Annotated in this window: 24 protein-coding genes, 2 pseudogenes and 1 other annotated feature; of the genes and pseudogenes, 23 read left to right on the top strand and 3 right to left on the bottom strand. The window is 36.7% G+C overall.

The features are described 5' to 3' along the window. The first annotated feature begins 8 nt into the window (after window positions 1-8). From mreC to pheA, 18 genes are all read left to right on the top strand, one after another. A complete protein-coding gene (mreC, locus tag DN408_RS07690) occupies window positions 9-860 on the top strand; it encodes a rod shape-determining protein MreC (protein WP_002129256.1) in 852 nt (283 codons plus the stop codon). 14 nt (window positions 861-874) lie between these two features. After that, on the top strand, window positions 875-1,420 hold the full coding sequence (mreD, locus tag DN408_RS07685) for a rod shape-determining protein MreD (protein ID WP_002015371.1): 546 nt from the start codon (window positions 875-877) through the stop codon (window positions 1,418-1,420). Between the two features lie 35 nt (window positions 1,421-1,455). After that, window positions 1,456-2,142, top strand: coding sequence for a septum site-determining protein MinC (minC, locus tag DN408_RS07680; RefSeq protein WP_002015372.1), 687 nt, complete (start codon window positions 1,456-1,458; stop codon window positions 2,140-2,142). A gap of 2 nt (window positions 2,143-2,144) precedes the next feature. Continuing rightward, window positions 2,145-2,942: a septum site-determining protein MinD gene (gene minD, locus DN408_RS07675; RefSeq protein ID WP_000503308.1), complete on the top strand. Its 798-nt coding sequence runs from the start codon at window positions 2,145-2,147 to the stop codon at window positions 2,940-2,942. A 133-nt stretch (window positions 2,943-3,075) separates the two neighbouring features. Continuing rightward, on the top strand, window positions 3,076-3,822 hold the full coding sequence (locus tag DN408_RS07670; protein WP_002034147.1) for a M23 family metallopeptidase: 747 nt from the start codon (window positions 3,076-3,078) through the stop codon (window positions 3,820-3,822). After that, complete coding sequence (locus DN408_RS07665; protein ID WP_002088816.1) at window positions 3,815-4,675, top strand: M50 family metallopeptidase; 861 nt, start codon at window positions 3,815-3,817, stop codon at window positions 4,673-4,675. Before DN408_RS07670 ends, DN408_RS07665 begins: the two co-directional genes overlap by 8 nt. A 42-nt stretch (window positions 4,676-4,717) precedes the next feature. Then, entirely contained in the window at window positions 4,718-6,127 is a 1,410-nt protein-coding gene (locus DN408_RS07660) for an Rne/Rng family ribonuclease (protein WP_002015376.1), read from the top strand. A gap of 77 nt (window positions 6,128-6,204) precedes the next feature. Further along, window positions 6,205-6,283 (top strand) — a sequence feature (ribosomal protein L21 leader region). Between the two features lie 14 nt (window positions 6,284-6,297). Continuing rightward, window positions 6,298-6,606, top strand: a complete 309-nt coding sequence (gene rplU, locus DN408_RS07655; RefSeq protein ID WP_000270907.1) for a 50S ribosomal protein L21 — start codon at window positions 6,298-6,300, stop codon at window positions 6,604-6,606. Window positions 6,607-6,617: 11 nt separating this feature from the next. Beyond that, window positions 6,618-6,962, top strand: a complete 345-nt coding sequence (locus DN408_RS07650) for a ribosomal-processing cysteine protease Prp (protein ID WP_002138477.1) — start codon at window positions 6,618-6,620, stop codon at window positions 6,960-6,962. A gap of 3 nt (window positions 6,963-6,965) precedes the next feature. Further along, window positions 6,966-7,256 (top strand): 50S ribosomal protein L27, encoded by a 291-nt coding sequence (rpmA, locus tag DN408_RS07645; RefSeq protein ID WP_000944957.1) that lies wholly within the window; start codon window positions 6,966-6,968, stop codon window positions 7,254-7,256. A 63-nt stretch (window positions 7,257-7,319) separates the two neighbouring features. Then, entirely contained in the window at window positions 7,320-7,868 is a 549-nt protein-coding gene (locus DN408_RS07640; RefSeq protein WP_002015377.1) for a sporulation initiation phosphotransferase B, read from the top strand. Further along, window positions 7,868-9,151 carry a GTPase ObgE gene (gene obgE / locus DN408_RS07635; RefSeq protein WP_002015378.1) on the top strand — a complete coding sequence of 428 codons (1,284 nt, stop codon included), beginning with the start codon at window positions 7,868-7,870 and terminating at the stop codon, window positions 9,149-9,151. The genes DN408_RS07640 and obgE overlap by 1 nt, the downstream gene beginning before the upstream one ends. 173 nt (window positions 9,152-9,324) lie before the next feature. Then, on the top strand, window positions 9,325-10,032 hold the full coding sequence (locus DN408_RS07630) for a response regulator transcription factor (RefSeq protein WP_002034150.1): 708 nt from the start codon (window positions 9,325-9,327) through the stop codon (window positions 10,030-10,032). Next, window positions 10,022-11,104: a HAMP domain-containing histidine kinase gene (locus tag DN408_RS07625; RefSeq protein WP_078178158.1), complete on the top strand. Its 1,083-nt coding sequence runs from the start codon at window positions 10,022-10,024 to the stop codon at window positions 11,102-11,104. The genes DN408_RS07630 and DN408_RS07625 overlap by 11 nt, the downstream gene beginning before the upstream one ends. 93 nt (window positions 11,105-11,197) lie before the next feature. Beyond that, the gene (locus DN408_RS07620) at window positions 11,198-11,974 is read left to right on the top strand and encodes an ABC transporter ATP-binding protein (RefSeq protein ID WP_002015381.1); all 777 of its coding nucleotides are present in this window, start codon (window positions 11,198-11,200) and stop codon (window positions 11,972-11,974) included. Beyond that, window positions 11,949-13,871 (top strand): ABC transporter permease, encoded by a 1,923-nt coding sequence (locus DN408_RS07615; protein ID WP_078178157.1) that lies wholly within the window; start codon window positions 11,949-11,951, stop codon window positions 13,869-13,871. The genes DN408_RS07620 and DN408_RS07615 overlap by 26 nt, the downstream gene beginning before the upstream one ends. Window positions 13,872-13,920: 49 nt before the next feature. Then, entirely contained in the window at window positions 13,921-15,834 is a 1,914-nt protein-coding gene (locus tag DN408_RS07610; RefSeq protein WP_033731352.1) for an ABC transporter permease, read from the top strand. Between the two features lie 97 nt (window positions 15,835-15,931). Next, window positions 15,932-16,783 (top strand): prephenate dehydratase, encoded by an 852-nt coding sequence (pheA, locus tag DN408_RS07605; protein ID WP_002167625.1) that lies wholly within the window; start codon window positions 15,932-15,934, stop codon window positions 16,781-16,783. Window positions 16,784-16,885: 102 nt separating this feature from the next. Here pheA and DN408_RS07600 read toward each other — a convergent pair whose 3' ends face one another. The 3 genes from DN408_RS07600 to DN408_RS07590 form a co-directional block, all read right to left on the bottom strand. After that, entirely contained in the window at window positions 16,886-17,533 is a 648-nt protein-coding gene (locus tag DN408_RS07600) for an MOSC domain-containing protein (protein WP_078178156.1), read from the bottom strand. Between the two features lie 84 nt (window positions 17,534-17,617). Next, window positions 17,618-18,160 carry a transcription repressor NadR gene (locus DN408_RS07595; protein ID WP_002034157.1) on the bottom strand — a complete coding sequence of 181 codons (543 nt, stop codon included), beginning with the start codon at window positions 18,158-18,160 and terminating at the stop codon, window positions 17,618-17,620. Continuing rightward, window positions 18,160-19,302 (bottom strand): IscS subfamily cysteine desulfurase, encoded by a 1,143-nt coding sequence (locus tag DN408_RS07590; RefSeq protein ID WP_078178155.1) that lies wholly within the window; start codon window positions 19,300-19,302, stop codon window positions 18,160-18,162. The genes DN408_RS07595 and DN408_RS07590 overlap by 1 nt, the downstream gene beginning before the upstream one ends. Before the next feature lie 153 nt (window positions 19,303-19,455). Here DN408_RS07590 and nadB point away from each other — a divergent pair, with 153 nt between their 5' ends. From nadB to DN408_RS32440, 5 genes and pseudogenes are all read left to right on the top strand, one after another. Further along, window positions 19,456-20,985: an L-aspartate oxidase gene (gene nadB / locus DN408_RS07585; protein WP_078178154.1), complete on the top strand. Its 1,530-nt coding sequence runs from the start codon at window positions 19,456-19,458 to the stop codon at window positions 20,983-20,985. A 19-nt stretch (window positions 20,986-21,004) separates the two neighbouring features. Next, on the top strand, window positions 21,005-21,838 hold the full coding sequence (nadC, locus tag DN408_RS07580; RefSeq protein ID WP_002034160.1) for a carboxylating nicotinate-nucleotide diphosphorylase: 834 nt from the start codon (window positions 21,005-21,007) through the stop codon (window positions 21,836-21,838). Between the two features lie 30 nt (window positions 21,839-21,868). Continuing rightward, window positions 21,869-22,975, top strand: a complete 1,107-nt coding sequence (gene nadA / locus DN408_RS07575; RefSeq protein ID WP_002034162.1) for a quinolinate synthase NadA — start codon at window positions 21,869-21,871, stop codon at window positions 22,973-22,975. A gap of 224 nt (window positions 22,976-23,199) precedes the next feature. Beyond that, window positions 23,200-23,356: pseudogene (gene safA, locus DN408_RS32445) on the top strand (SafA/ExsA family spore coat assembly protein); the annotation flags it as partial. A 514-nt stretch (window positions 23,357-23,870) separates the two neighbouring features. Then, window positions 23,871-24,205 (top strand): annotated as a pseudogene (locus DN408_RS32440) (peptigoglycan-binding protein LysM); the annotation flags it as partial.

The following is a 24,205-nucleotide window of genomic DNA, read 5'->3' as shown; positions in this document are numbered from 1 at the left end:
GTGTGAACGTGCCACAGTTTTTCTTAAACAAAAGATTAATTGTTTTGTTAGTTAGTATTATTCTTCTCGTGGCATTGATTGGAATCTCATTGAAAGAACGGAACAGTTTATCATGGCCAGAGCAGTTTATAAAAGATACTGTCGGTGTTGTAGAACGTGTATTCCAAAAGCCAGCGAATTATGTTGCCGGATTCTTCGAGAATGTAGAAGATGTAAAGCGCACGTATGAAGAGAATAAAAAGCTGAAAGCAAAATTAGATTCTACCGCAGATTTATCTGCCGTAGTGAAAAATTTAGACGATGAGAATAAAAAACTACGAGAATTAACTGGTAAAGAAAAGTCCCGTGGTGATTATACGGAAGTACAAGCTAGTGTGGTTTCTCGTAATCCCGATAAATGGTACGATTTAGTTGGAATTGATAAAGGAGCACAGCAAGGGATCAAAAAAGATATGGCTGTTGTAACTCCGAAAGGTTTAGTTGGACGCGTAAAAAGTGTATCTCAGTTTACATCGTCAGTAGAGTTGTTAAGTTCGATGAGCCGAACAAACCGTGTTTCTGCTATTGTACAAGGACAAGAAAATATCTTTGGATTAATTGAAGGTTACGATAAAGAAAAACAACTACTTCTTTTCACAAAGATTAGCTCTGATGCAGAGGTACAAAAAGATCAACTAGTTGTAACATCTGGACTTGGTGATATCTTCCCTAAAGGTCTTGCGATTGGGAAAATTGTTGATGTTCAGCCAGATCCATACGGTTTAACAAAAACGGCTTATGTAAAACCATCCGCTGATTTGAATGATGTAGAGCATATTATAGTTGCAAAACGTGATATGCCTACAGCGCCGTTAGAATAGGAGGGAGAGAAGAGATGATGACGATTTTAAAAAGAGCAGCTCTTCCTCTTTTGCTCCTTTTTGTTTTTTTATTTGAAAATATGTTCTCTACTGTTGTTCCAACAGACGTCTTTTGGAAAGGCAGTATAGCAGCACCGCATTTCTTTATAATTGTGTTATGTTTTATTACAGTGTACTATAGTCCGGTTCAAGGGATTTACTACGGACTATTATTTGGTTTCTTATTTGATACCGTATACACGGAACTTGTCGGTATATATATATTTGCTTATCCGATTTTAGCTTATTTAGTTTATAGTGTGATGAAAGTATTACAATTGAATTTATTTATTGTCGCTTCTATCGTACTGGCTGGCATTGCAGCATTAGAGTATTATGTGTATGGGTTTTTAACTTTGTTAGGACGTACTCACATGTCAGCATCTGTCTTTTTCACAGATCGTCTCCTTGCTACTTTATTGCTAAATGGAATTTTCTTATTAATAGTTTGTTTCCCACTGAGACGATATTTAGTGCGTCTTTCAAAAGCGATAGAAGAAAAAGAAAAAAGGATTTTCTAATTTTATGTCGAATTGAATCGGTGGGGTGAACTTTAGTGGAAGAAAAAAAGCAACAAAATGTAACGATAAAAGGGACAAAAGATGGAATAACACTTCATTTAGATGATTGCTGTTCATTCTCTGAGCTACTAAAAGAATTGGATGAAAAGCTTTCTACACATTACTATGAGAGTGACGGACGTTCTTTAATTGAAGTGCGTGTTAAAGTAGGAAATCGCTATTTAACAGAAGTACAACAAGAAGAGATTCGTACGTTAATTCGCAATAAGAAGAACCTTGTTGTAGAATCAATCGAAAGTGATGTTATAACAAAAGCAGAAGCAATAGCTTGGAAAGAAGAAACAGAAATTGTCCCTATTTCCAAAATTGTTCGCTCTGGACAAGTGTTACATGTAAAAGGCAATTTATTATTAATTGGAGATGTTAATCCAGGCGGAACGGTTATCGCTGGGGGGAATATTTTTGTCTTGGGATCATTAAGAGGAATTGCACATGCGGGGTATGATGGAGATTCAGAAGCTGTTATTGCTGCATCTATTATGAACCCTATGCAACTCCGAATTAGTGATGTGACAATGCGGGCTCCGGAAGAGAAAGAAGACGGAGCAGAGGCGGCAGAATGTGCGTACATTAATGAGAATAATCACATTGTTGTCGATCGCCTGCAACTTCTCACTCATCTTAGACCTAATTTAACAAAGTTAGAAAGGGGAATTGTATAGCTGTGGGAGAGGCAATAGTAATTACATCTGGAAAAGGCGGAGTAGGTAAAACTACAACGTCTGCGAACATTGGTACAGCCCTTGCGTTATCTGGAAAAAAAGTGTGTTTAATTGATACAGATATCGGTTTACGCAATTTAGACGTAGTAATGGGGCTAGAAAATCGTATTGTATTTGATCTTGTTGATGTCGTTGAAGGGCGTTGTCGTTTACCTCAGGCTCTTATTAAAGATAAGCGTTTTGATGATCTTTATTTATTACCTGCAGCACAAACGAGCGATAAATCGGCGGTAACACCTGAACAAATGGATGAATTAATACAAGTATTACGTCAAGATTATGATTACATATTAATTGATTGTCCTGCGGGGATTGAGCAGGGGTTTAAAAATGCAGTAGCAGGTGCGGATAAAGCAATCGTTGTAACAACACCAGAAGTATCCTCAATGCGTGATGCGGATCGTATTATCGGGCTTTTAGAGAAAGAGGATATTGAACCACCGAAACTTGTCATTAACCGTGTGCGTAGTCATATGCTTCATGAACAGGATATGTTAGACGTTGATGAAATCGTACGTACACTGTCAATCGAGCTTCTTGGAGTTGTCGAGGATGATGATGAAGTTATTCGTGCTACGAATACAGGTGAACCTGTAGCGCTGCAACCTAGCGGGAAAGCAGCAATAGCTTATCGTAATATTGCAAGACGCTTGTTAGGTGAGAATGTACCATTACAAGCATTTGAACAAGAAAAAGTATCGGTATTTACAAAGATGAAAAATTTCTTTGGAATCCGTTAAAAGCACTTCGCATAAATGCGGAGTGCTTTCTTTTTTCTTCGCATGAATATCTTCCTTCTATAACTCATACATATGTACAAACTGTATATAACTGTTTCTATTTGAATAAGGCTAACGAAAGAAAGGAGACAGTATGAAGAATAGACGTGTGGAAGAAATTAAAAAGCGGATTGCGAAAAGGAAAGCAGAGCAAGAATTGCTAGAAGAAGAGCAGTATTTTGCGGGAGGAGATTTTGATAGCGAAACGGTCTTTATTGAAGAGGGGGAGAAGGAAATTCATCCTCTATTTCGAAAAGAAGTTTTTCTCTTCAAAGTTTTGCTATCAGCAATATTAGTTCTTTCGGTTGCTATTTTATTTAAGAACGCACCTTCTTCTTTTGATGGTACTAGAGCTGTTACAGAAAAAGTTATGCAAGAAGAATTTCAATTTGCTACTATATCGAAATGGTATGAAAATCAGTTTGGAAAACCTCTCGTGTTCTTTTCTCCAAATGAGAAAAAAGAAGAGGCTATTCAGCAAAAGGATTATGCGATTCCTGCCTCTGGAAAGGTGATGCAAGGATTTCAAAAAAACGGCCAGGGTGTATTTGTTCAAACGGCTACAAATGCAACGGTGGAGTCAGTAAATGAAGGTATAGTTGTTTTTGCGGGCAAGAAAGAGGAACTTGGAAATACAGTTCAAATTCAGCACGCTGATGGTACGGAGTCATGGTATGCAAATTTAAATGATATGTCAGTAAAATTATATGATTACGTTTCAAAGAAACAAAAAATTGGAATAGTGAGTAATGATGAAAATAATAAAAATGGCAAATTTTATTTTGCAATAAAAAAGAATGAAAAATTTATTGATCCAATTCAGGTGATTTCATTTGATTAAATATAGGGATGTTTTCACGAAAATTTCTGTGCATCCGTTGTTTTGGGTTATTATTGTCATTGGTATTTTTACAGCACGTTTTAAAGAGTTACTATTACTATTTTGTATCGTTTTAGTTCATGAACTTGGGCATGCTTTTGCCGCAGCGTATTATAATTGGCGTATTAAACAAATTCAGCTTTTGCCGTTTGGTGGCGTAGTTGAGATGGAAGAACATGGGAATAAATCTTTAAAAGAAGAATTAATTGTCGTTATGGCGGGGCCAATTCAGCATATATGGATGATTGCGGTCGCTTACATTTTGTATAAAGCGGGCTGGGTAACTGACGATTTGTACCATTTCTTTGTATGGAATAATGTCATTATTTTAGGGTTTAATTTATTGCCTATTTGGCCACTTGATGGTGGAAAAGTATTATTTAATGTATTATCATATCGTTTTCCCTATTTACAAGCACATGAAAAGATGATGAAATTGTCATGTGTTTTTTTTAGTGTAATATTAGGATGGCAGTTACTTTGGAATAGTAATAACATTATGATGTGGGTATTACTCGTTTTTCTAGCGATTTCTTTATATCAAGAATGGAAACAAAGACGGTACGCATTTATGCGTTTTTTATTAGAGCGTTATTATGGGAATAAAAGAGATATTGAAAAAATAGCACCTATTGAGGTGAAAACGGAAGATCATTTATATACGATTTTCACAAAATTTCGCAGAGGATATAAACACTCTATTATCGTCCATGGAAAATATAAAGAGCATTACACATTGGACGAAAATGAATTGTTGTATGCGTATTTTGCTGAAAAACGAACAACCTCATCTGTTGAAGAATTAATTGGTTAGTGTTGACGACGACACTAACCTTTTATATTGTAAGGAAAAGAAATGAAAAGTGAGGAAAGAATTTTGAAGACGTTATATATTAACTACACTGGTTCGGAAAAGCGTGTTGCGATAGAAGAGAAACAAAAAATTGTAGAGCTTTTATGGAAACGGAATGAAGAGCAGGAGATTGTCGGACATATTTATGTTGGGCGTATCGTAAGAACAATTGCTGGAATGAACGCAGCCTTTGTAAATATCGGATTAGAAAAACATGCATATCTTTCATTTGATGATGTACCATCTTCATATCGCATACATGAAGGACAGGCGATACTTGTACAAGTTGTGAAAGAGGCAATTGATACGAAGGGGCCAAAATTAACGGCGAAGATAGAAGTTACCGGAAAATATGTCGTTTACATGCCCTATGATGACATGCGCGCTGTTTCTCGGAAAATAAAAAATAATAAAAGAAGACAACAGTTACTGGGAATTGAAGTAGAAGGAACAGGTGGATACATTTTCCGTTCTGCTTCTGAAAAAGGAACGATCGATGAAATACAAGCTGAAATGCAAGGGTTGCAGCAGTTATATGAAGAGTTAAAAAGAAAAGAAGATCAAGGGAAGGCGCCCTTACTACTTCATCAACCAGCGACGTTTTTAGATCGTGTATTTCAGGAGAACCCAATTGAAACAATTGAAAAAATAGTTGTAGATACGAGAAGTATAGTAAAAGAATTAGAAGAAAAAGTAGGGAAAGAAAGAGTATCCTTTTATAATGAAAAATCTTCGATGTTTAACCACTTTGGAATAGATCGTGAAATCGAGAAAGCACTTCAAAAAATTGTGTGGCTACCAAATGGTGCCTATCTAATTGTAGAACAAATGGAGACGATGACTGTAATTGATGTGAATACAGGTAAATTTACTGGAAAACAAAATTTACAAGATACCGTATTTCGCACAAATGAAATGGCTGCTGAAGAGATTGCTCGTCAATTAAGACTTCGTGATATTGGCGGGATGATATTAATTGATTTTATTAATATGAAAAGACGGGAAGATAAAGAGAAGGTAAGAGAGCGTTTAATGATAGCTTTACAAGATGATCGCACATATACAAGAGTGCTTGGGTTTACAGAGTTAGGTATTTTAGAGATGACGCGTAAGCGCAAGAAACATTCGTTACGTGACGTATTATTAGAAGAGTGTGCGCCTTGTAAAGCGACAGGTTACGTTATATCTAATGAAACAATTGCGTATGAGCTAGAGAGAGAGCTTATTACTTATGGTAATATAGAGGATGAAGCTGTATTGATTGGTGCTTCAAAAAAAGTACAAAAACATTTTTCACAAAAAGAATTACAAAAAAATATTCCATTTGAAATTTATTTCAAAGATGATATTATCGAAAAGTACGCTATTATCCGTTTTGGAAGTAAGAAAGAAATTGTAGAACGGAAAAAATAGTTAGCAGAACATTCATTGACAATAGTCAATGAGTCATGGTAATATTTTTATGTTATAGTTTATAGCACCTAAACTGCTATATGCTACAACCGCACAAGACAGGTTCCCTAAAGACATTTTATGTCTACCTCGTTTTTGGCGAGTCTTAGTAATTAAGAGGAGGTGCAAGTATGTACGCAATTATCGAAACAGGTGGAAAACAAATTAAAGTTGAAGCTGGTCAAGCAATCTACATTGAAAAATTAGATGTTGAAGCTGGTGAAACTGTTACTTTTGACAAAGTTCTTTTCGTTGGTGGCGAAAACGTGAAAGTTGGTAGCCCAGTTGTAGAGGGTGCAACAGTTACTGCGAAAGTTGAAAAACAAGGTCGCGCTAAGAAAATCATCGTTTTCAAATACAAAGCGAAAAAGAACAATCGTAAGAAACAAGGTCATCGTCAACCTTACACTAAGCTAGTAGTTGAAGCTATCAACGCTTAATTCTGGTTAAGATGATTAAGATTACGATAAGTCGCACGAAACTAGGAAGTATCCGATCATTTAAAATGACTGGACATGCCAATTATGCGCCACATGGACAAGATCTTGTCTGTGCTGGAACTACAGCGGTTGTGTTTGGTTCTATAAATGCAGTGGAAGAACTTTGTAATGTGCAGGCAACTATTGAACTCGGAAGTGATGGCGGATTCTTGACGTATGAATTGCCTAATGATTTAGACGTTCATACAGCAGAAAAAGCACAAATACTTTTAGAAGGATTGGTTGTTTCACTTAAGACGATTGAACTTGATTACGGAAAGTATATCCGTTTAATAGAAAAAGTGCAGGAGGTGTAACGTATGTTAAGATTAGATCTTCAGTTTTTCGCATCTAAGAAAGGTGTAGGTAGTACAAAGAACGGTCGTGACTCTCAGTCAAAACGTCTTGGTGCTAAACGCGCAGATGGTCAAACGGTTTCAGGTGGTTCAATTCTTTACCGTCAACGCGGTACAAAAATTTATCCAGGTGTTAACGTTGGTCGTGGTGGCGATGACACTTTATACGCGAAAGTTGACGGCGTAGTACGCTTTGAGCGTCTTGGTCGTGACCGCAAACAAGTGAGCGTATATCCTGTTGCTCAAGAAGCATAAGAACTCACGGAAAACTCTAACCTGAGTGCAGGTTAGAGTTTTTCTATATTAAGGGGTATCTAAATGAATGAAAAATGGACAATTATAGATGCGTTGAGCCACTCGAGACATGATTGGCTCAATCGTTTGCAGATGGTTAAAGGAAATCTTTCCCTTGGAAAAGTGGAAGAGATTCATAGGCTCATCGATCGTTTTGTCCAAGAAGCGAGACAAGAATCCAATCTGATGGGGCTATCAATGCCTTTATTTTCAGAGTGGATTTTAACATATAATTGGAAACAGCAACCGTGCTTATTGGAGTACGAAGTATTAGGGAAATTACATAACTTATCTCATCTAGATGAGACTGTATGTACATGGACGAATCAGTTTTTCTTAATGCTTCAGCATAGTTTAGACGTATATGTTGAAAATTATGTTTGTATCACAATTGAAAGTGACGCGGAGAATGCTCGTTTCTTTTTTGATTTTCGTGGAAAGCTAACGAATGTAGAAGAACTACAAACGTGGCTTGCGAACGAAAACAATAAATGGTATTCCATTTCTTATACAGTACGAGACGAAGAAGTCTCAGTTATATTACAACTAATCGAAAAAAGTGTGGTGAAATAATGTTTGTAGATCAGGTCAAGATATATGTAAAAGGCGGCGACGGTGGTAACGGAATGGTTGCGTATCGTCGTGAGAAGTATGTACCTAAAGGTGGCCCAGCAGGTGGCGACGGTGGTAAAGGTGCAGATGTTGTTTTTGTTGTTGAGGAAGGCTTACGTACATTAATGGACTTCCGCTACCAACGTCATTTCAAAGCTGATCGCGGTCAGCACGGAATGAGTAAAGGTCAGCACGGTCGTAAATCTGAAGATTTAATCGTAAAGGTTCCACCAGGAACAATAGTGAAAGATGAAAAAACAGGTGAAATTCTTGCCGATTTAGTAACGCATGAACAAACAGCTGTAATCGCAAGAGGTGGCCGTGGTGGCCGTGGTAATTCACGTTTCGCAACAGCGACGAACCCAGCGCCAGAAATCGCTGAGAACGGGGAACCAGGTCAAGAACGTGATGTCACGCTAGAACTTAAAGTGCTAGCAGATGTTGGACTTGTTGGATTCCCAAGTGTAGGTAAATCTACATTATTATCTGTTGTATCATCAGCACGTCCGAAAATTGCAGAATATCACTTTACAACAATCGTTCCGAATCTTGGTGTTGTTGAAACTGGTGATAACCGCAGCTTCGTTATGGCTGACCTTCCTGGACTAATTGAAGGCGCACACTCCGGCGTTGGACTTGGACACCAATTCTTACGTCATATCGAACGTACACGTGTAATTGTACACGTTATCGATATGTCTGGTTTAGAAGGACGTGAGCCATATGAAGATTATGTCACAATCAATAATGAACTAAAAGAATACAATATGCGTTTAACTGAGCGTCCACAAGTTGTTGTTGCAAACAAAATGGATATGCCAGATGCAGAAGAAAACTTACAAGCATTTAAAGAGAAATTGGGAGACGAAGTGAAAATTTTCCCAATCTCAGCTGTAACGAAACAAGGTGTTCGTGACTTACTATTTGAAGTAGCGAACTTATTAGAAACAACACCAGAATTCCCAATGTACGATGATGTAGAAGAATCTGAAGCAAGTGTAATGTACAAATTTGAATCTGAATCTAATTTTGAAATTACACGCGAAAGTGATGGCACATTTGTTATTTCTGGTTATGACATTGAGAAAACATTCAAGATGACAGACTTCTCACGTGATGAATCTGTACGCCGATTTGCTCGTCAAATGCGTGGAATGGGTATTGATGAAGCCCTTCGTGCACGTGGTGCAACAGACGGAGATATTGTGAAAATTCTTGAATATCAATTTGAATTTATCGATTAAGACTGCCGAAATATGGCGGTCTTTTTTTTTTCGTTATTTGAGTCCAGTAAAAACCCAATTCATATAGGTGAACCATAAGTCGATATAGGAAAAAATCCCCATTGATTAAAGTTTCAATTTATAATAGAAAAAGGAGTGATTTTAGAAGAATATTTTATGGGGAGAAAAGGAATATGTATAAAATATTAATTGTAGAAGATGATGAAAAAATTGCAGAGATATTAGAGGAGCATTTAGAAAGGTATGGATATCAATCTTTCAGAGTGAGCGATTTACGGCATATAAAAGATGAGTTTGTAAAAGTAAGTCCTCATCTTGTGTTACTTGATATTAATTTACCATACTTTGATGGCTTCTACTGGTGCCGCCAAATCCGCACTGTATCGAATGCGCCGATTATTTTTGTTTCTGCAAGAACAGGGGAAATGGATCAAGTAATGGCGATTGAAAATGGCGGAGATGATTACATTACAAAGCCATTCCATTTAGATATTGTAATGGCAAAGGTGAAAAGTGCACTCCGCCGCGGGTATGGTGAGTATGCTTTGGCCGCGGAAAGTGACTGCTTAGGTGTTAATGGATTGTTATTATTCCCATCACAGCACACAGTAGAGTGGAAAGGTCAACAAACGGAACTTACAAAAAATGAGTTTTATTTATTAGAATGTTTAATGAAACAAGCAAATCAATACGTGACACGTGAAGAGCTGTTAGAGGCTTTATGGGATGAAGTAGCTTTTGTTGATGATAATACATTAACCGTGAATGTAAAGCGTGTAAGGAAGAAACTTGAGGAGTTAGGCATTAAAAATGCAATTGTCACAAAGCGTGGGTACGGTTATGCTCTTCTTACTGAGTGGGGCGAAGGGCATGAAGGTTAAAAATTACCTCATAGAACGTTTTTCCTTAATCCTTTCTTACATTATAAGCCTTTGTTTATTTGGACTCGTATTGCAGTTGCAAAGCCTTTTAGAAAAGCGTGCGCTGGACTGGAGTACATGGTTATACGGACTTTTATTAGGGAAAGTTGTGTTTAGTGTATACCTTATTTACGATTACCGAAAACGAAGTGTGTTTTTAAAGAGGATAGAACAGTATATTGCCGGTGGACATACATTACATGACTCTTTACTTATCGATACTTCTTATACGTCAGAGCAAGAAATGGTTGTTGAAGCGTTTACGCTATTAAGGCAGCAATATATGAATGAAGTTCATAAGCAGCATGCAAAAGAGCAACAGCAAATGATTTTTATGAACCAGTGGATCCATCAAATGAAAACACCAGTATCCGTTATTGAATTATTGTTACAGAAATATGGTAAGGAGCACCGTGAAGCAAGGGGAACGATTGAAAGTATTCGTGAAGAAAATAACCGTATTTTAAATGGGTTAGATTTAGCGTTACATATGGCAAGGTTAGATCAATTTTCGAAAGACTATAAAGTAGAAGTAGTAAATGTTATAGAGGTCATTCGAGATATTATTAATGAAAATCGGAAGTCGTTCATTCAATCTTCTGTATTTCCGAAAATGATGTTTGAAGAAGAGACTTGTATGATTGCGTCTGATAGAAAGTGGCTTAGTATCGCGATGAGCCAAATTATTGTGAATGCAATTAAGTATACAAAAATTTCAGAAGCAGAGAAAAAAGAAATTCAATTTCAAATTGAAGAGAAAGATCAAAAGGTGTTATTACATATTAAGGACAATGGAATTGGTATTCCTGAGCAAGATGTAAAGCGTATATTTGATCCGTTCTTTACGGGAATAAACGGCCGTAAAACAAGGGAAGCGACAGGTATGGGTTTATATATTACGAAGGAAATCTGCGGTAATTTACATCATGGAGTGTATGTACAATCAACTGAAGGGGAAGGAACAACAGTTACGTTCCAATTTGCAAAAGATGAAGAATATCATACATTAATGAGAAAAATGACAAAACTGTAAGATAACAAAACGTTTTGTAAGGGAAATCACTCGTTTCTTTTTCTTATTTTTCTTATAGTAAATGTAAGAAGAAAACACGTAGGGGGATTAGAAATGAGTGTTCTTGAAGTAAAAGGATTAACAAAGGTGTACCAATCAAAAGGTTCAGTAGCGACGACTGCTTTAAATGATATAAATTTTAAAATTGAAGAAGGCGAGTTTGTAGGGATTATGGGGCCTTCAGGAAGCGGAAAAACAACGCTTTTAAATTTATTAGCAACAATTGATAAGCAAACTTCAGGTCATGTGCTTGTAAATGGTGAAGAAATTAATCAAATGCGTGCTGCAAAATTGGCGGAATTTCGCCGTACACATCTAGGATTCATTTTCCAAGATTTCAACTTACTTGATACATTATCGATTAAAGAAAATATTATTTTGCCGCTTGTAATGGCGAAGAAATCTGTAAAAGAAATTGATGCGAAAGTACTTGAAATTGCGAGGTTTTTAAACATTGAAGAAATTTTAAATAAAAAAGTATACGAAGTATCAGGTGGACAACAACAACGTGCAGCAGCTGCAAGGGCGATTATTCATGAACCAACATTAATTTTAGCGGATGAGCCAACAGGAAACCTAGATTCTAAGTCAGCGAAATCATTAATGGGAGCACTTCAAGATTTGCATGAGCAAAAGAAAGTAACGATTGCAATGGTAACACATGATCCAGTAGCCGCTAGTTATTGCGAACGTATCCTTTTCATACGTGATGGAGAGATTTTTTCAGAAATACATAAAGGAAGAACGAAGCAAGCCTTTTTCCAAGAAATTTTAGACGTACTTGCGATGCTAGGAGGAGAATATCATGAACTTTCGCCAGCTCGCGCTTAATAACGTAAAAGGAAATTGGCGTAATTATAAAGCGTTTCTTATTAGTAGTTGTTTATCGATTGTCGTATTTTTCATGTATGCTTCCTTCATTTATCATCCAGATGTCGTAAGCGGTAATATTAGTATGAAGACGATGATTACAAAAGGGTTAGAATCGATGAATTATATTGTAGTCATCTTCTCAGCACTCTTTATTTTATATGCGAATTCAACGTTTTTACGAGCAAGAAAAAAAGAATTTGGCTTATTAACGTTAATAGGTGGAACAAAGTCTCAGCTCGGCCGAATGATTATATTAGAGCAACTGATGTTAGGGAGTATTGCCATTGTAGTAGGTATTGGGATTGGAATGCTTTGTTCAAAACTTTTCTTCCAAGCACTCAGTGTCTTACTAAAAATTGATAAAACACTGCCGCTTGTGTGGAATGGAAAAGCAGTTCTTATTACAGTTGGCATATACTTTGTCCTCTTTTTAATACTATCATTGTTTAGTGTTTGGACAGTAGGCCGCTTGCAAATTATTGATTTATTAAGAGAGGCAAGAAAACAAAAAGTAGAACCTTTTGCATTTACATGGTTAGGGGTAGTTGGTATAGGCTGTATTATTGCTGCGTATATACTTTGTTTCCAAGTAACAATTATGAATTTCATTATGTATTTCTTACCAATTGTCGGACTGACGATTGTCGGAACGTATTTACTATTTACGCAAGGAAGTACAGTCGTATTAAAGGCATTGCAAAAACGAAAACAATCTTTTTATACGTATCCCAATATGTTTGTACTTAGCAATCTTATTTATAAAATGAAAGATAATGCTCGTTTTCTATTTGTTATTTCTATTATTACGGCGGTTGTTTCTTCAGCGGTTGGTACGCTTTATGTATATTTTGAAAATATGAGTGCAAAAACGATAGAGCTTACACCGCATGCTATTTCATATGAGGAAAAGGGACTAAATACGCATAGCCTGATTAATGAAGAAAAAGAACAAGAGATTGTAAAAAAACATGGGTTTGAAGATGCACGAAAAGTAATTTACGTAAAACTACCTGCAACACAGAAAATAATGTTGTTTAACAGTGAACGTGAAGTACCAATGACGATTATTTCAGAAAAAGAATATAACGCGGAAGTACGTGAACAAAAGAAAGAGCAAATTACAGAGGTTCATAATGCACCAGGTAGTGCGACGATGGTTATGGTTGATGCAGCAAATGAACTTATGAAGATAGATCGTACGAAACCGTATGAATTTACAATCAACGGACAAATGCAGTCTGCTCGATTAAATGAGCCAACGTCATATTCTGTTTTTAATGATAGCGAATATCTCATTGTGAATGATCAAGATTTTGAGAAATACGAAAAGCTCGTACCAGATGAAGAAAAGACGAAATATTATGGTTATTATATTGAAGACTGGAAAAGTACGGAAGACCTTGTGCTAGATTTGAAAAAGGAAATTGCACCAGAAAAGCAAGGGGAATTGAGAAACGCAGTGTTCGCTTATAAAGATATAAGAGAAGGTGGAGCAATTACAATGTTCATCGGCTTCTTCGTAGCAGTACTGTTCTTCTTCTTTGCTTGTAGCATGACATACTTTAAATGGTTTAATGATAAAGAACAAGATCGTATTCAATTTAAGTCATTAAAAAGAATTGGTATGACAGATAAAGAAATTCGTAAAATTGCAATTCGACAAATGGGTGTTATCTTCTTTATCCCAATTTTAATCGGTACAATTCATAGTGGATTTGCTCTTCATACGTTAGGAAAAATGCTTTATATTGATTTGTGGAAATCAGGTGCGATAGTAATTGGAGCATATATTTTAGCTTCTACAATTTACTTTATGATTGCGCAAAGAGGATATTTAAAGCACGTAAAAAGCTAGGGGAACCTCTAGCTTTTTACGTGTGTAGTAAGTTACAGGAGGACGATAGATGAACATTCGGCAACTAGCGCTGCAAAATATAAAGGGAAATTGGCGTAATTATAAAGTGTTTTTCTTAAGTAGTTGTTTTGCCATATTAGCTTCTTATGCATACATGTCTGTCATTGTACATCCGTATATGCAAGAGACGATGTGGTATCAAAATGTACGCTGGGGGCTTATCATATGTAACGTTATAATTATTTCTTTTTTCGTCATATTTATTTTGTATTCTACTTCTATTTTCATAGAAGCACGTAAGAAAGAATTAGGGTTATATATGTTAATGGGAGCAACGAAATCTAACGTAATAGGAGTGATTATGACCGAGCAAATATTGATCGGAATTTTCGCTAATATTTTCGGTATTGGGCTGGGCATGATTTCTTTAAAACTCTTTTTTATGGTATTTAGTATGTTACTTCATCTTCCGAAAGAACTCCCTGTCATATTTGACATGAGAGCGATTGGTGTAACGTTTGTTACATATATGCTTGTCTTTGTTCTGTTATCTTTTATAAGTGCTTTACGTATATGGAATATAAAAATCATACGGTTATTAAAAGAATTTCGAACAGATAAACGAGAGAGGAAAACATCAAAGTGGCTTTGTTTATTCGGTTTTGCTTGTTTAGGGACGGGATATGCGTTAGCGCTACAAGTGACGATGACAACGATAGCATTATACTTTTTTCCGGTTGTTATACTCATTTCTTTTGGGACGTATTTTTCATTTACACATGGCGCTACACAAATATTAGAAGTGATAAAAAGAAATAAAAGGATTATGTATACATATCCGTATTTATTTATAGTGAATCAATTGTCACATCGAATGAAGGAAAATAGTCGCTTTTTCTTTCTGTTGTCTATGGCAACAACGTTTGTCGTTACGGCGACAGGTACGGTGTTCTTATATTTTTCTAGCATGCAAGATATGTGGCGTGGCGGAGGAGTACACTCATTTTCATACATAGAAAAAGGCACTTCTGCTCATGAAGTTTTCGAGAAAGACAAGGTTGAAAACTTATTACATCAATATGGATATGATGATTTTCAATATATGAGTTTTGTTGGAGTGTATGCATCTTTTCAGTCCAATAAGGGAGAAACAGAGGTAGCGCCGCTTATAAAGGAAAGTGAATACAATCAAGAGGCGAGAAAACAAAAACAGAAAACGTATCATCCTAAAAAAGGAACAGTTACACTTGTTTATTATAATAAACGCAATCATCCGAATGTATATAATCAAAAAGAGATTCAATTACAAGTAATAAATCAAACATATCAATTTGCATTTAACGGTCAGAAAGAAGGGGTACAATTTAACTATCACCCTTCGCACATTAATGGTCTGTTTTTCGTCATGAATGATGAAGATTTTGAGATTATATCAAATACAATTACGGATTCTGAAAAAATGATATATAGAGGTTACACATTACCAAATATCGAAAATACGAAAGATTTGAATGCAGATTTACGGAAACATATGAAACAAGATACAAATGATGCATTTCGAAGTAATATGGAGTTATATGTGAATATGAAAGAGTTCGGTAATATTACTCTATTTGTAGGCTCATTCATTAGTATATTATTCTTCCTTACTTCATGCAGTATCGTATATTTTAAATGGTTTCATAATATTGCATCGGATCGTAAACAGTATGGTGCACTCTCTAAACTTGGGATGACAAAGGAAGAGGTGTGGAAGATTTCTCGTTGGCAATTATGTATGCTATTTTTTGCGCCTATTATAGTAGGGAGTATGCATAGTGCAGTTGCGTTATATACGTTTCATAATACGATCTTTATGGACGGTTCATTAAGAAAAGTAGGCTTGTTTATTTTATTTTACATTGCTGCATGCATTATGTATTTCTTCTTCGCTCAAAGAGAATATAGGAAACATTTAGACTAGCGAATGCTAGTCTTTTTTAAATATTCGAAATTTACATAGAAGAATATTTAAAATTGTGGTATAACAGTAAGAAAACGAAAAAGAGAGGGAAAAGACGATGATTCGAGTAGGATATTTAGGACCAGAGGCAACATTTACAAATATGGCGGTGAGTCGTTTTTTTCCGGAAGCAGAGCATGTACCGTATCGAACGATTCCAGATTGTATTGATGCAGCTGCAAATGAAAATGTAGATTATGCGGTCGTACCGTTAGAGAACGCCATAGAAGGTTCAGTTAATATAACGGTTGATTATCTCGTACATGAGCAGCCACTTTCCATTGTAGGAGAAATTACAGTGCCAATTCAGCAACATTTACTCGTACACCCGCAGTACGAAGGAGTGTGGAAAGAAGTATACGCTGTACATTCTCATCCGCATGCCATTGCACAGTGCCATAAATTTTTAAATGAGGAATTAAAAGGGGTAACCGTTCGCGATATGACATCAACAAGCGCTGCTGCACAATATGTGAAAGAACATCCTGAAGAAAAAATTGCAGCTATTGCAAATGAAGCAGCGGCAGAAAAATACGGATTAACAATTGTAAGGCGTGATATTCATACGCATAAAAACAATCATACACGTTTCCTTGTTCTCCATAAGAAAAAGAAAGCAGTACTCCCAAATAACGGAGAAAACCGAGGAGAGAAAACGACGCTTATGATAACGTTACCTGCTGATTACGCAGGGGCACTATATCAAGTGTTATCAGCTTTCGCATGGAGAAAATTAAACTTATCCAAAATTGAATCGCGCCCGATGAAAACAGGCCTTGGAAATTACTTTTTCTTAATCGACGTCGACAAAGCATATGATGATGTATTATTGCCAGGCGTAACAATGGAACTTGAAGCACTCGGTTTTTCTGTTACTGTGCTGGGGAGTTATTCTTCTTATTGGTTGTAAGGGGAGTGTTTGTCGTATTTTGTAGTTAAGTCGATATAATTTCGGTCGCTAGTATACCGTATGATAGATAAATAGAGTCCCACCTATAAAAGGTGGGATTTATTATTTTAACTTCGAAAGACGATCCTCTAACTGACTACGCCAAATCCCGGCTAGTTCTTGTACAGCAAGAACCTTCTCAATGCCATCTTTATCTTTCCTATTATGAAAATAAATTTCGTTAGAGAACAAAACAGATACATTGTTTGATGGACGCTCTAGTAATGTAATTTTAGAATCTTTACGCACAGTACCTTCTTGAAGAACGCGGCATAAGTAGCCAGTATATCCAGTTGCTACAATGCGTGGTAAAATGCCAGGAATACCGACACGTTTTGAAATTGTGCTACAAGGTACGCGAGCTTGTGTTACTTGAATGATTGCTTCGCCTAGTTGATATGTATCTCCGATGCAAACATCACGCTCTAACATATTTGTTACGGTAATGTTTTCGCCAAATGTGGAAGCTGGAAGTGTAGTTTGAAATTCCTCTTCCCATAGTGCGTAATGCTCGTGTGGGTACACACAAACTGCGCGATCAGGTCCCCCGTGGTGTTTTAAATCCGCTACATCATCACCACGGAATCCGTCTTTTGAGAGGAAGGCCTCTTCTGTAGGATCTTTACATATACCTGTTATCATTTCTTTATCTTCGCCATATTTCATTTGTTTCGGTTTACCAGTGCTAAAGTGAACGAGTTCAATTCCCATAGTTGATCTCCTTTACAATTGATTTCAATATTATATCACTAAAAAAGCACAGAGAATGATGAAAAACTCTGTGCTGTACATTAATTAATAAACGAGAAATCCAGCTCGATCTAGTGCCTCACAGGCAGCATCTAATTTCTCTTTAGAATCTGCTTCGATTGTATGTAAGTGAATACCATCTGTTAGTTGCGAAAGATAGGAAGCGTTTGTGTTTTCGATTTTTTGTAAATATTGTTCTACATCGAAGCGATTACTTACCATAATCGATGCTGTTAAGTCGCCGTATACAGGATGCTCAACTTTTACGTCTTTAATTGTAACGCCGTGGTCAACTAACATAGTAAGTTCTTGACGTACTTCTGCCGGTTTATGTTGGCATACGATTACGCGTTCAAAAGCTTGTTGTCTTGTTTGTGGCTTTAAATATAAATACCCTTGTGCAGTCGCAATAATTGGTTCATTTCGTGCTTTTAGTAAGGAAATGTCTTGAACGATAACTTGCCTACTTACGTTTGTCTTTTTAGATAGTTCATTCCCTGATAACGGTTCATTTGCAGCAAGAAGCCACTCAAGGATGAGTTGTCGTCTTTCTTCGCCTAAAATCTTTTTTTGATCATTTTGTTTCATTATGATTTAACACCTCTATAAAATTGATTTCCAATTGTGTGTAGTGCATGAATAGTTGTATCAATTTGTTCTTTCGTTGTGTGATGTCCGAAAGAAAAGCGGACATATTGTTTTGCCTCTTCATACGTTTTTCCAATTGCAAGCATTGTTTTTGAAGGGTCTTGTTTACCGACTTGGCAAGCACTTCCAGTTGAAATGGCTATACCATGACGGTTACATTCTAACATTGTATACTGACCTTCTATTCCTTTTATTGTAACCCCAATAATATGTGGTAAACAAGAAATAGAATGTCCTTTCACTTCAATTTCTAGAGGAAGTGTTTGTAATTGCTCTAAAAAATAAGATCGTAATTGTTTAAAACGAAAGCTCTCTTCCTTTTGATTCTTTAATATATGCTCTGCGGCTGTTAAAAAAGCAGCGATTCCAGGAACGTTCACTGTACCAGGGCGAAAGCCTTTTTCATGAGAAGTTCCCGGAAATACTTGTTCCCAGCGAACTTGCGGATTTATATAGCAAGCTCCAACTCCTTTTGGTCCGTATATTTTATGGGCTGAAACAGAAAGACTATCAATCTCCATCGCTTTAACGTCTATTGGAAGTTTACCAAACGTTTGAACACAATCCGAATGAAATAAAACATTATATTTTTTTAAAAGTGCTCCGATCTCTGCAATGTTTTGAACGGTCCCGATTTCAGAGTTTCCGTGCTGTATACTTGCTAGAGCAGTATCTTCTGTAATAGCTGCTTCTAAATCTACTAAATGAATTATCCCACTTTTATCAACAGGAATCTCAGTAATAGTATAACCTTGCGATTGTAAGGATTGAAAATAACTTCGAATCGATGCGTGTTCCATAGGTGTCGTAATAATGTGCTTTCCATTTCTAGCATTTAGAAGGGATTGAATCGCAAGGTAGTTAGATTCTGAACCGCCGCTTGTAAAGAATACACCTTGTTCCTTACCCCCAATCATTTCTGCAAATGTTTCTCTACAAACTTGTAATAAAGATGATGCACTTCCGCCGATATCGTGTAAACTTTGTTCATTTCCGAAATATGTTTTTGCCGCTGCTATATATGTTTCTAAAGCTTCTTCGCTCATAGGTGTTGTCGCTGCATAATCTAGATATATCATCATGTAATTTCCTCTCTTCAGTAAGAGTGACATTTGTTTTCGTTTTTAGAATGGTAGTGAAAATAAGAATTGTAAAAAAACTCTTGTCATTATTTTAAAACTATGTAAATATAGGTGTCAAGACAGTTGGAAAGTGTAAAGTGGGAGGCAACAATTATGCCAAGTGCAGATGTCTTGATTATTGGAAGTGGCGTTGCGGCGCTTCGTGTTGCGAAAGAGCTTTGTCACGAAAAGAATGTGATAATTATCACAAAAAAAACAGGACGTAATAATAATACACATTTAGCTCAAGGAGGAATTGCAGCAGCTGTTGCTACATATGACGATCCGAGTGGGCATTTTGAAGATACATTAGTGGCAGGTTGCCATTATAACAACGAAGAAGCAGTTCGTTATTTAGTTGAAGAGGGACCGAAAGAAATAAGTAAGCTTATTACGAATGGAATGAAATTTGATGGGGATGAAAAAGGGATCCACCTTGGTAAAGAAGGGGCGCATCGAAAACGGCGCATTTTACATGCCGGAGGAGATGCAACTGGTAAAAATCTATTAGAGCATTTAATACAAGAAGTAGTTCCGAACGTTACTGTCGTTGAGCATGAAATGGTGCTCGATTTCATTATAGAAAATAATAAATGCATAGGAGCTTTAACGCGAAATAGTGAAGGGAAGCTGAAGCGTTACTATGCTGATAATACGGTGTTAGCATCAGGAGGGATAGGTGGTTTGTACGCCTTTACATCGAATGATGAGACAATTACAGGCGATGGACTTGCGATGATATATCGAGCTGGGGGGGAACTTGTTGATTTAGAATTTGTACAATTTCATCCGACGATGTTATACGTGGACGGGCGATGTTGTGGTCTCGTTTCTGAAGCAGTCCGTGGTGAAGGAGCTGTCCTTATAAATGGAAAAGGACAGCGTTTTATGATGGATATACATCCCGGGAAAGATCTCGCACCGCGTGATGTAGTGGCAAGGGCTATTCATGAACAACTTCTTGCAGGTGAAAAAGTGTACTTAAACATCGAAACCATTCAAAACTTTGAACAACGTTTTCCGACCGTCTCATCATTATGTAAAAAGAATGGTATTGATTTAAAAGAAAATTCTATTCCGGTCGTACCGGGCGCTCATTTTCATATGGGCGGCGTGAAGACGAATTGTGACGGAGAGACGTCCATTTCAAACTTATATGCGGTCGGTGAAGTGGCTTGTAATGGAGTTCATGGTGCGAATAGATTGGCGAGTAATTCATTATTAGAAGGTCTTGTGTTTGGAAGACGAATAGGAAAACACATTTTAGCTAAGCCAGCAGAGGAAAGAAAAAATGTGCCGGAAGAGAGAGGGAAAAGTTTTATAGCTCTTAATCATTTACCGTTGAAAGAAGAAATACAAGAATGCATGATGAAATATGTTGGGATTGTGCGAACTGAGAAAAATTTATCATATGCTCAGAGATGGTTTAGTAGGTACGGTGTGCGAAATATGATCTTACAATATGATGCACTTACAAATGAAGAGATAACGCTTATTAATATGTTAACAGTTTGTGAGCTTATAACAGTATCAGCTTTGCAAAGAGAAGACAGTATTGGTGGTCATTATCGCATTGATTATCCAGAAAGAAATAGCGTGAAAAAAGAGATTATCCGAGTGAGAAGAAAACTACAACTTGTTTAATAAGGGGAAGAGGGGTTTTATGAATACGTTAAAAGTTAAGGAAGCATTAAATCGATTTTTTCTAGAAGATATAGGAGAAAGAGATGTAACATCTCAGCTTATCTTTCCCGATAATGCACTTGCGAAAGGAACGTTTCTTGTAAAGGATACAGGGGTATTTGCAGGGTGCTTAGTAATTGAAGAAGGATTTAAATTAATTGATCAGAGAATTGGAGTTGAACTTCATAAAAAAGATGGGGATCTTGTAGAAAAAGGAGAAATAATTGCAACCGTGCAAGGCCCAATCGCATCATTATTAACGGCAGAGCGCGTTATATTAAACGTTATTCAGCGTATGAGCGGGATAGCGACGATGACACGTAAGGCGGTTTTTGCTTTAGATAGCAGTCATACACGCATTTGTGATACGAGAAAAACGATGCCAGGACTACGTATGTTTGATAAATATGCTGTAGTATGCGGGGGCGGATTTAACCACAGATTCGGTTTATATGATGGTGTCATGATTAAAGACAATCATATTGCTTTTGCTGGCTCGATTACAAAAGCTGTTACATCGGTGAAAGAAAGATTGGGACATATGGTGAAAGTAGAAGTCGAAACAGAGACAGAGGCGCAAGTAAGAGAAGCAGTAGAGGCCGGCGCAGATGTTATTATGTTCGATAATCGTACGCCAGAAGAGATTCGTGAGTTTTCAAAAATTGTACCAAGTGCCATCGTCACGGAGGCTTCAGGTGGTATTACAATTGAAGATTTATCAAAATACGGAAAAACAGGGGTAGATTATATTTCACTTGGAGCGTTAACACATTCAGTGAAAGCACTTGATATTAGTTTTAATATTGAGGCCTAATGAGAGTGGTTTAGAGGGGGAGAATCATAAATGGGTATTTTAGAGAAAGTTCAGCCAATCGAAGTAATGTTACCAGAGCGTTATCAAACGATGTCTATATTAGAGATGGAAGAGCGTGTCCGTGAAATTAAAGAAAAAATGGGGGCATTACTATTTATTCCAGGACATCATTATCAAAAAGATGAAGTGGTGCAATTTTCAGATGCAGCAGGGGACTCACTTCAACTCGCGCAAGTTGCAGCGAATAATAAAGAGGCAAAATATATTGTGTTTTGTGGTGTGCACTTTATGGCAGAAACGGCAGATATGTTAACGACAGATGATCAAATTGTCATCTTACCAGATATGCGTGCCGGCTGTTCTATGGCAGATATGGCAGATATTGAACAAACAGAAAGAGCGTGGAAAGAGCTCGCGAAATTATTTGGGGATACGATGATTCCATTAACGTATGTAAATTCAACAGCTGCGATCAAAGCGTTTTGTGGTCGTAATGGAGGGGCAACAGTAACCTCTTCAAATGCAAAACAAATGGTGTCTTGGGCGTTTACACAAAAAGAGCGTCTCGTCTTTTTACCAGACCAACATTTAGGAAGAAATACAGCGTATGATTTAGGTATTCCGTTAGAAAAAATGGCAGTGTGGAACCCGCATACAGATTCATTAGAGTACGATGGAGATATAGAAGAAATTCAAGTGATTTTATGGAAAGGCCATTGTTCTGTTCATCAAAACTTCACTGTGAAAAATATTGAAAATGTGCGAAAAAATCATCCGGATATGAATATTATTGTTCACCCTGAATGTTGTTATGAAGTGGTTGCTGCTTCTGATTATGCAGGATCAACGAAATATATTATTGATATGATTGAAGCAGCTCCGGCGGGAAGTAAGTGGGCGATTGGTACAGAGATGAATTTAGTGAACCGAATTATTCAGCAACATCCAGATAAAGAAATTATTTCGCTAAATCCGTTTATGTGTCCTTGCTTAACGATGAACCGAATTGACTTACCTCACCTGTTATGGGTACTTGAGAACATAGAAAGAGGAGAACAAATTAACGTTATTCGTGTAGAGAAACAAGTAACAGAAGAGGCAGTTCTTGCATTAAATCGTATGTTAGAGCGCGTTTAAAGCAGCGGGATTTCCGTTGCTTTTTTTCGTACATATAATCATAACAAGGATGGAATAGGCATACATTGTGTTGAGGAAATCATTGCGGTTTTTCTATGCTTATTCCACTTCGAATCATATTGAAAATAGAAGAAGTGATAAAAGTAAAAGAAGTTAATGTTGTTTAGAAAGTGTTACTTCAAAGTGTTTTTACTTATAGATAAGTTATACAGGAGGGGGAAAATTTGAAAATTCATATCGTGCAAAAAGGGGAGACCCTTTGGAAAATTGCAAAAAAGTACGGAGTGGATTTTGAAACGCTAAAAAAAACAAATACACAGCTTAGCAATCCAGACCTAATTATGCCAGGGATGAAAATTAAAGTGCCATCGCATAGCGTTCATGTGAAACAACAAACTGGATCGGGTTCAGCGCCCCCGAAACAATATGTAAAAGAGGTGCAGCAAAAAGAGTTTGCATCAACACCAACGCCACTTGCAATAGAAGATGAAGATGAGATCACGTATCAATCAACACCTATTACACAACAACCAGCTATGCAACAAACGCAAAAAGAAATGCAGATAAAACCGCAAAAAGAAATACAGGTGAAGCCGCAAAAGGAAGTGCAAGTGAAGCCACAAAAAGAAGTGCAAAAAGAAATTCCGATTCAAAAAGAGAAGCCAGTTGAAAAGCCGCCTGTCATTCAAAAACCACCTGTTGTAGAGAAAGTAGAAAAACTAAAACCTACTACAAAAGAAAATACTAAATTTTCTATCAATGTGTTACCACAGCCACCGCAACCACCAATTAAAGCGAAAAAAGAATATAAAATTTCAGACGTAATAAAAAAGGGAAGCGAGTTAATTGCTCCTCAAATTAATAAAATGAAACCTAACAATGTATTTCGCCGCAAATGAAGAAAGAGAATGTAGGGAATATAGTGTCGCCGCAAGTGAAGAAAGAGAATGTAGGGAATATAGTGTCGCCGCAAGTGAAAAAAGAAAATGTAGGAAGCATAGTCTCACCAAACGTATCAAAAGAAAGTGTTATTATCCCGCAAGTAATACCGCCTAATATTCAAGTGCCGAATATAATGCCAATAATGGATAACAATCAACCACCAAATATAATGCCAATAATGGATAACAATCAACCACCAAATATAATGCCAATAATGGATAACAATCAAACACCAAATATGATGCCGATAATGGATAACAATCAAATGCCAAATATGATGCCGATAAT

This window comes from Bacillus sp. AR13-1 (assembly GCF_008042285.1).
Taxonomy (GTDB): domain Bacteria; phylum Bacillota; class Bacilli; order Bacillales; family Bacillaceae_G; genus Bacillus_A; species Bacillus_A mycoides.
The sequence above is the reverse complement of the archived record's forward strand: the minus strand, read 5'-3'. Positions and strand labels throughout refer to the sequence as shown.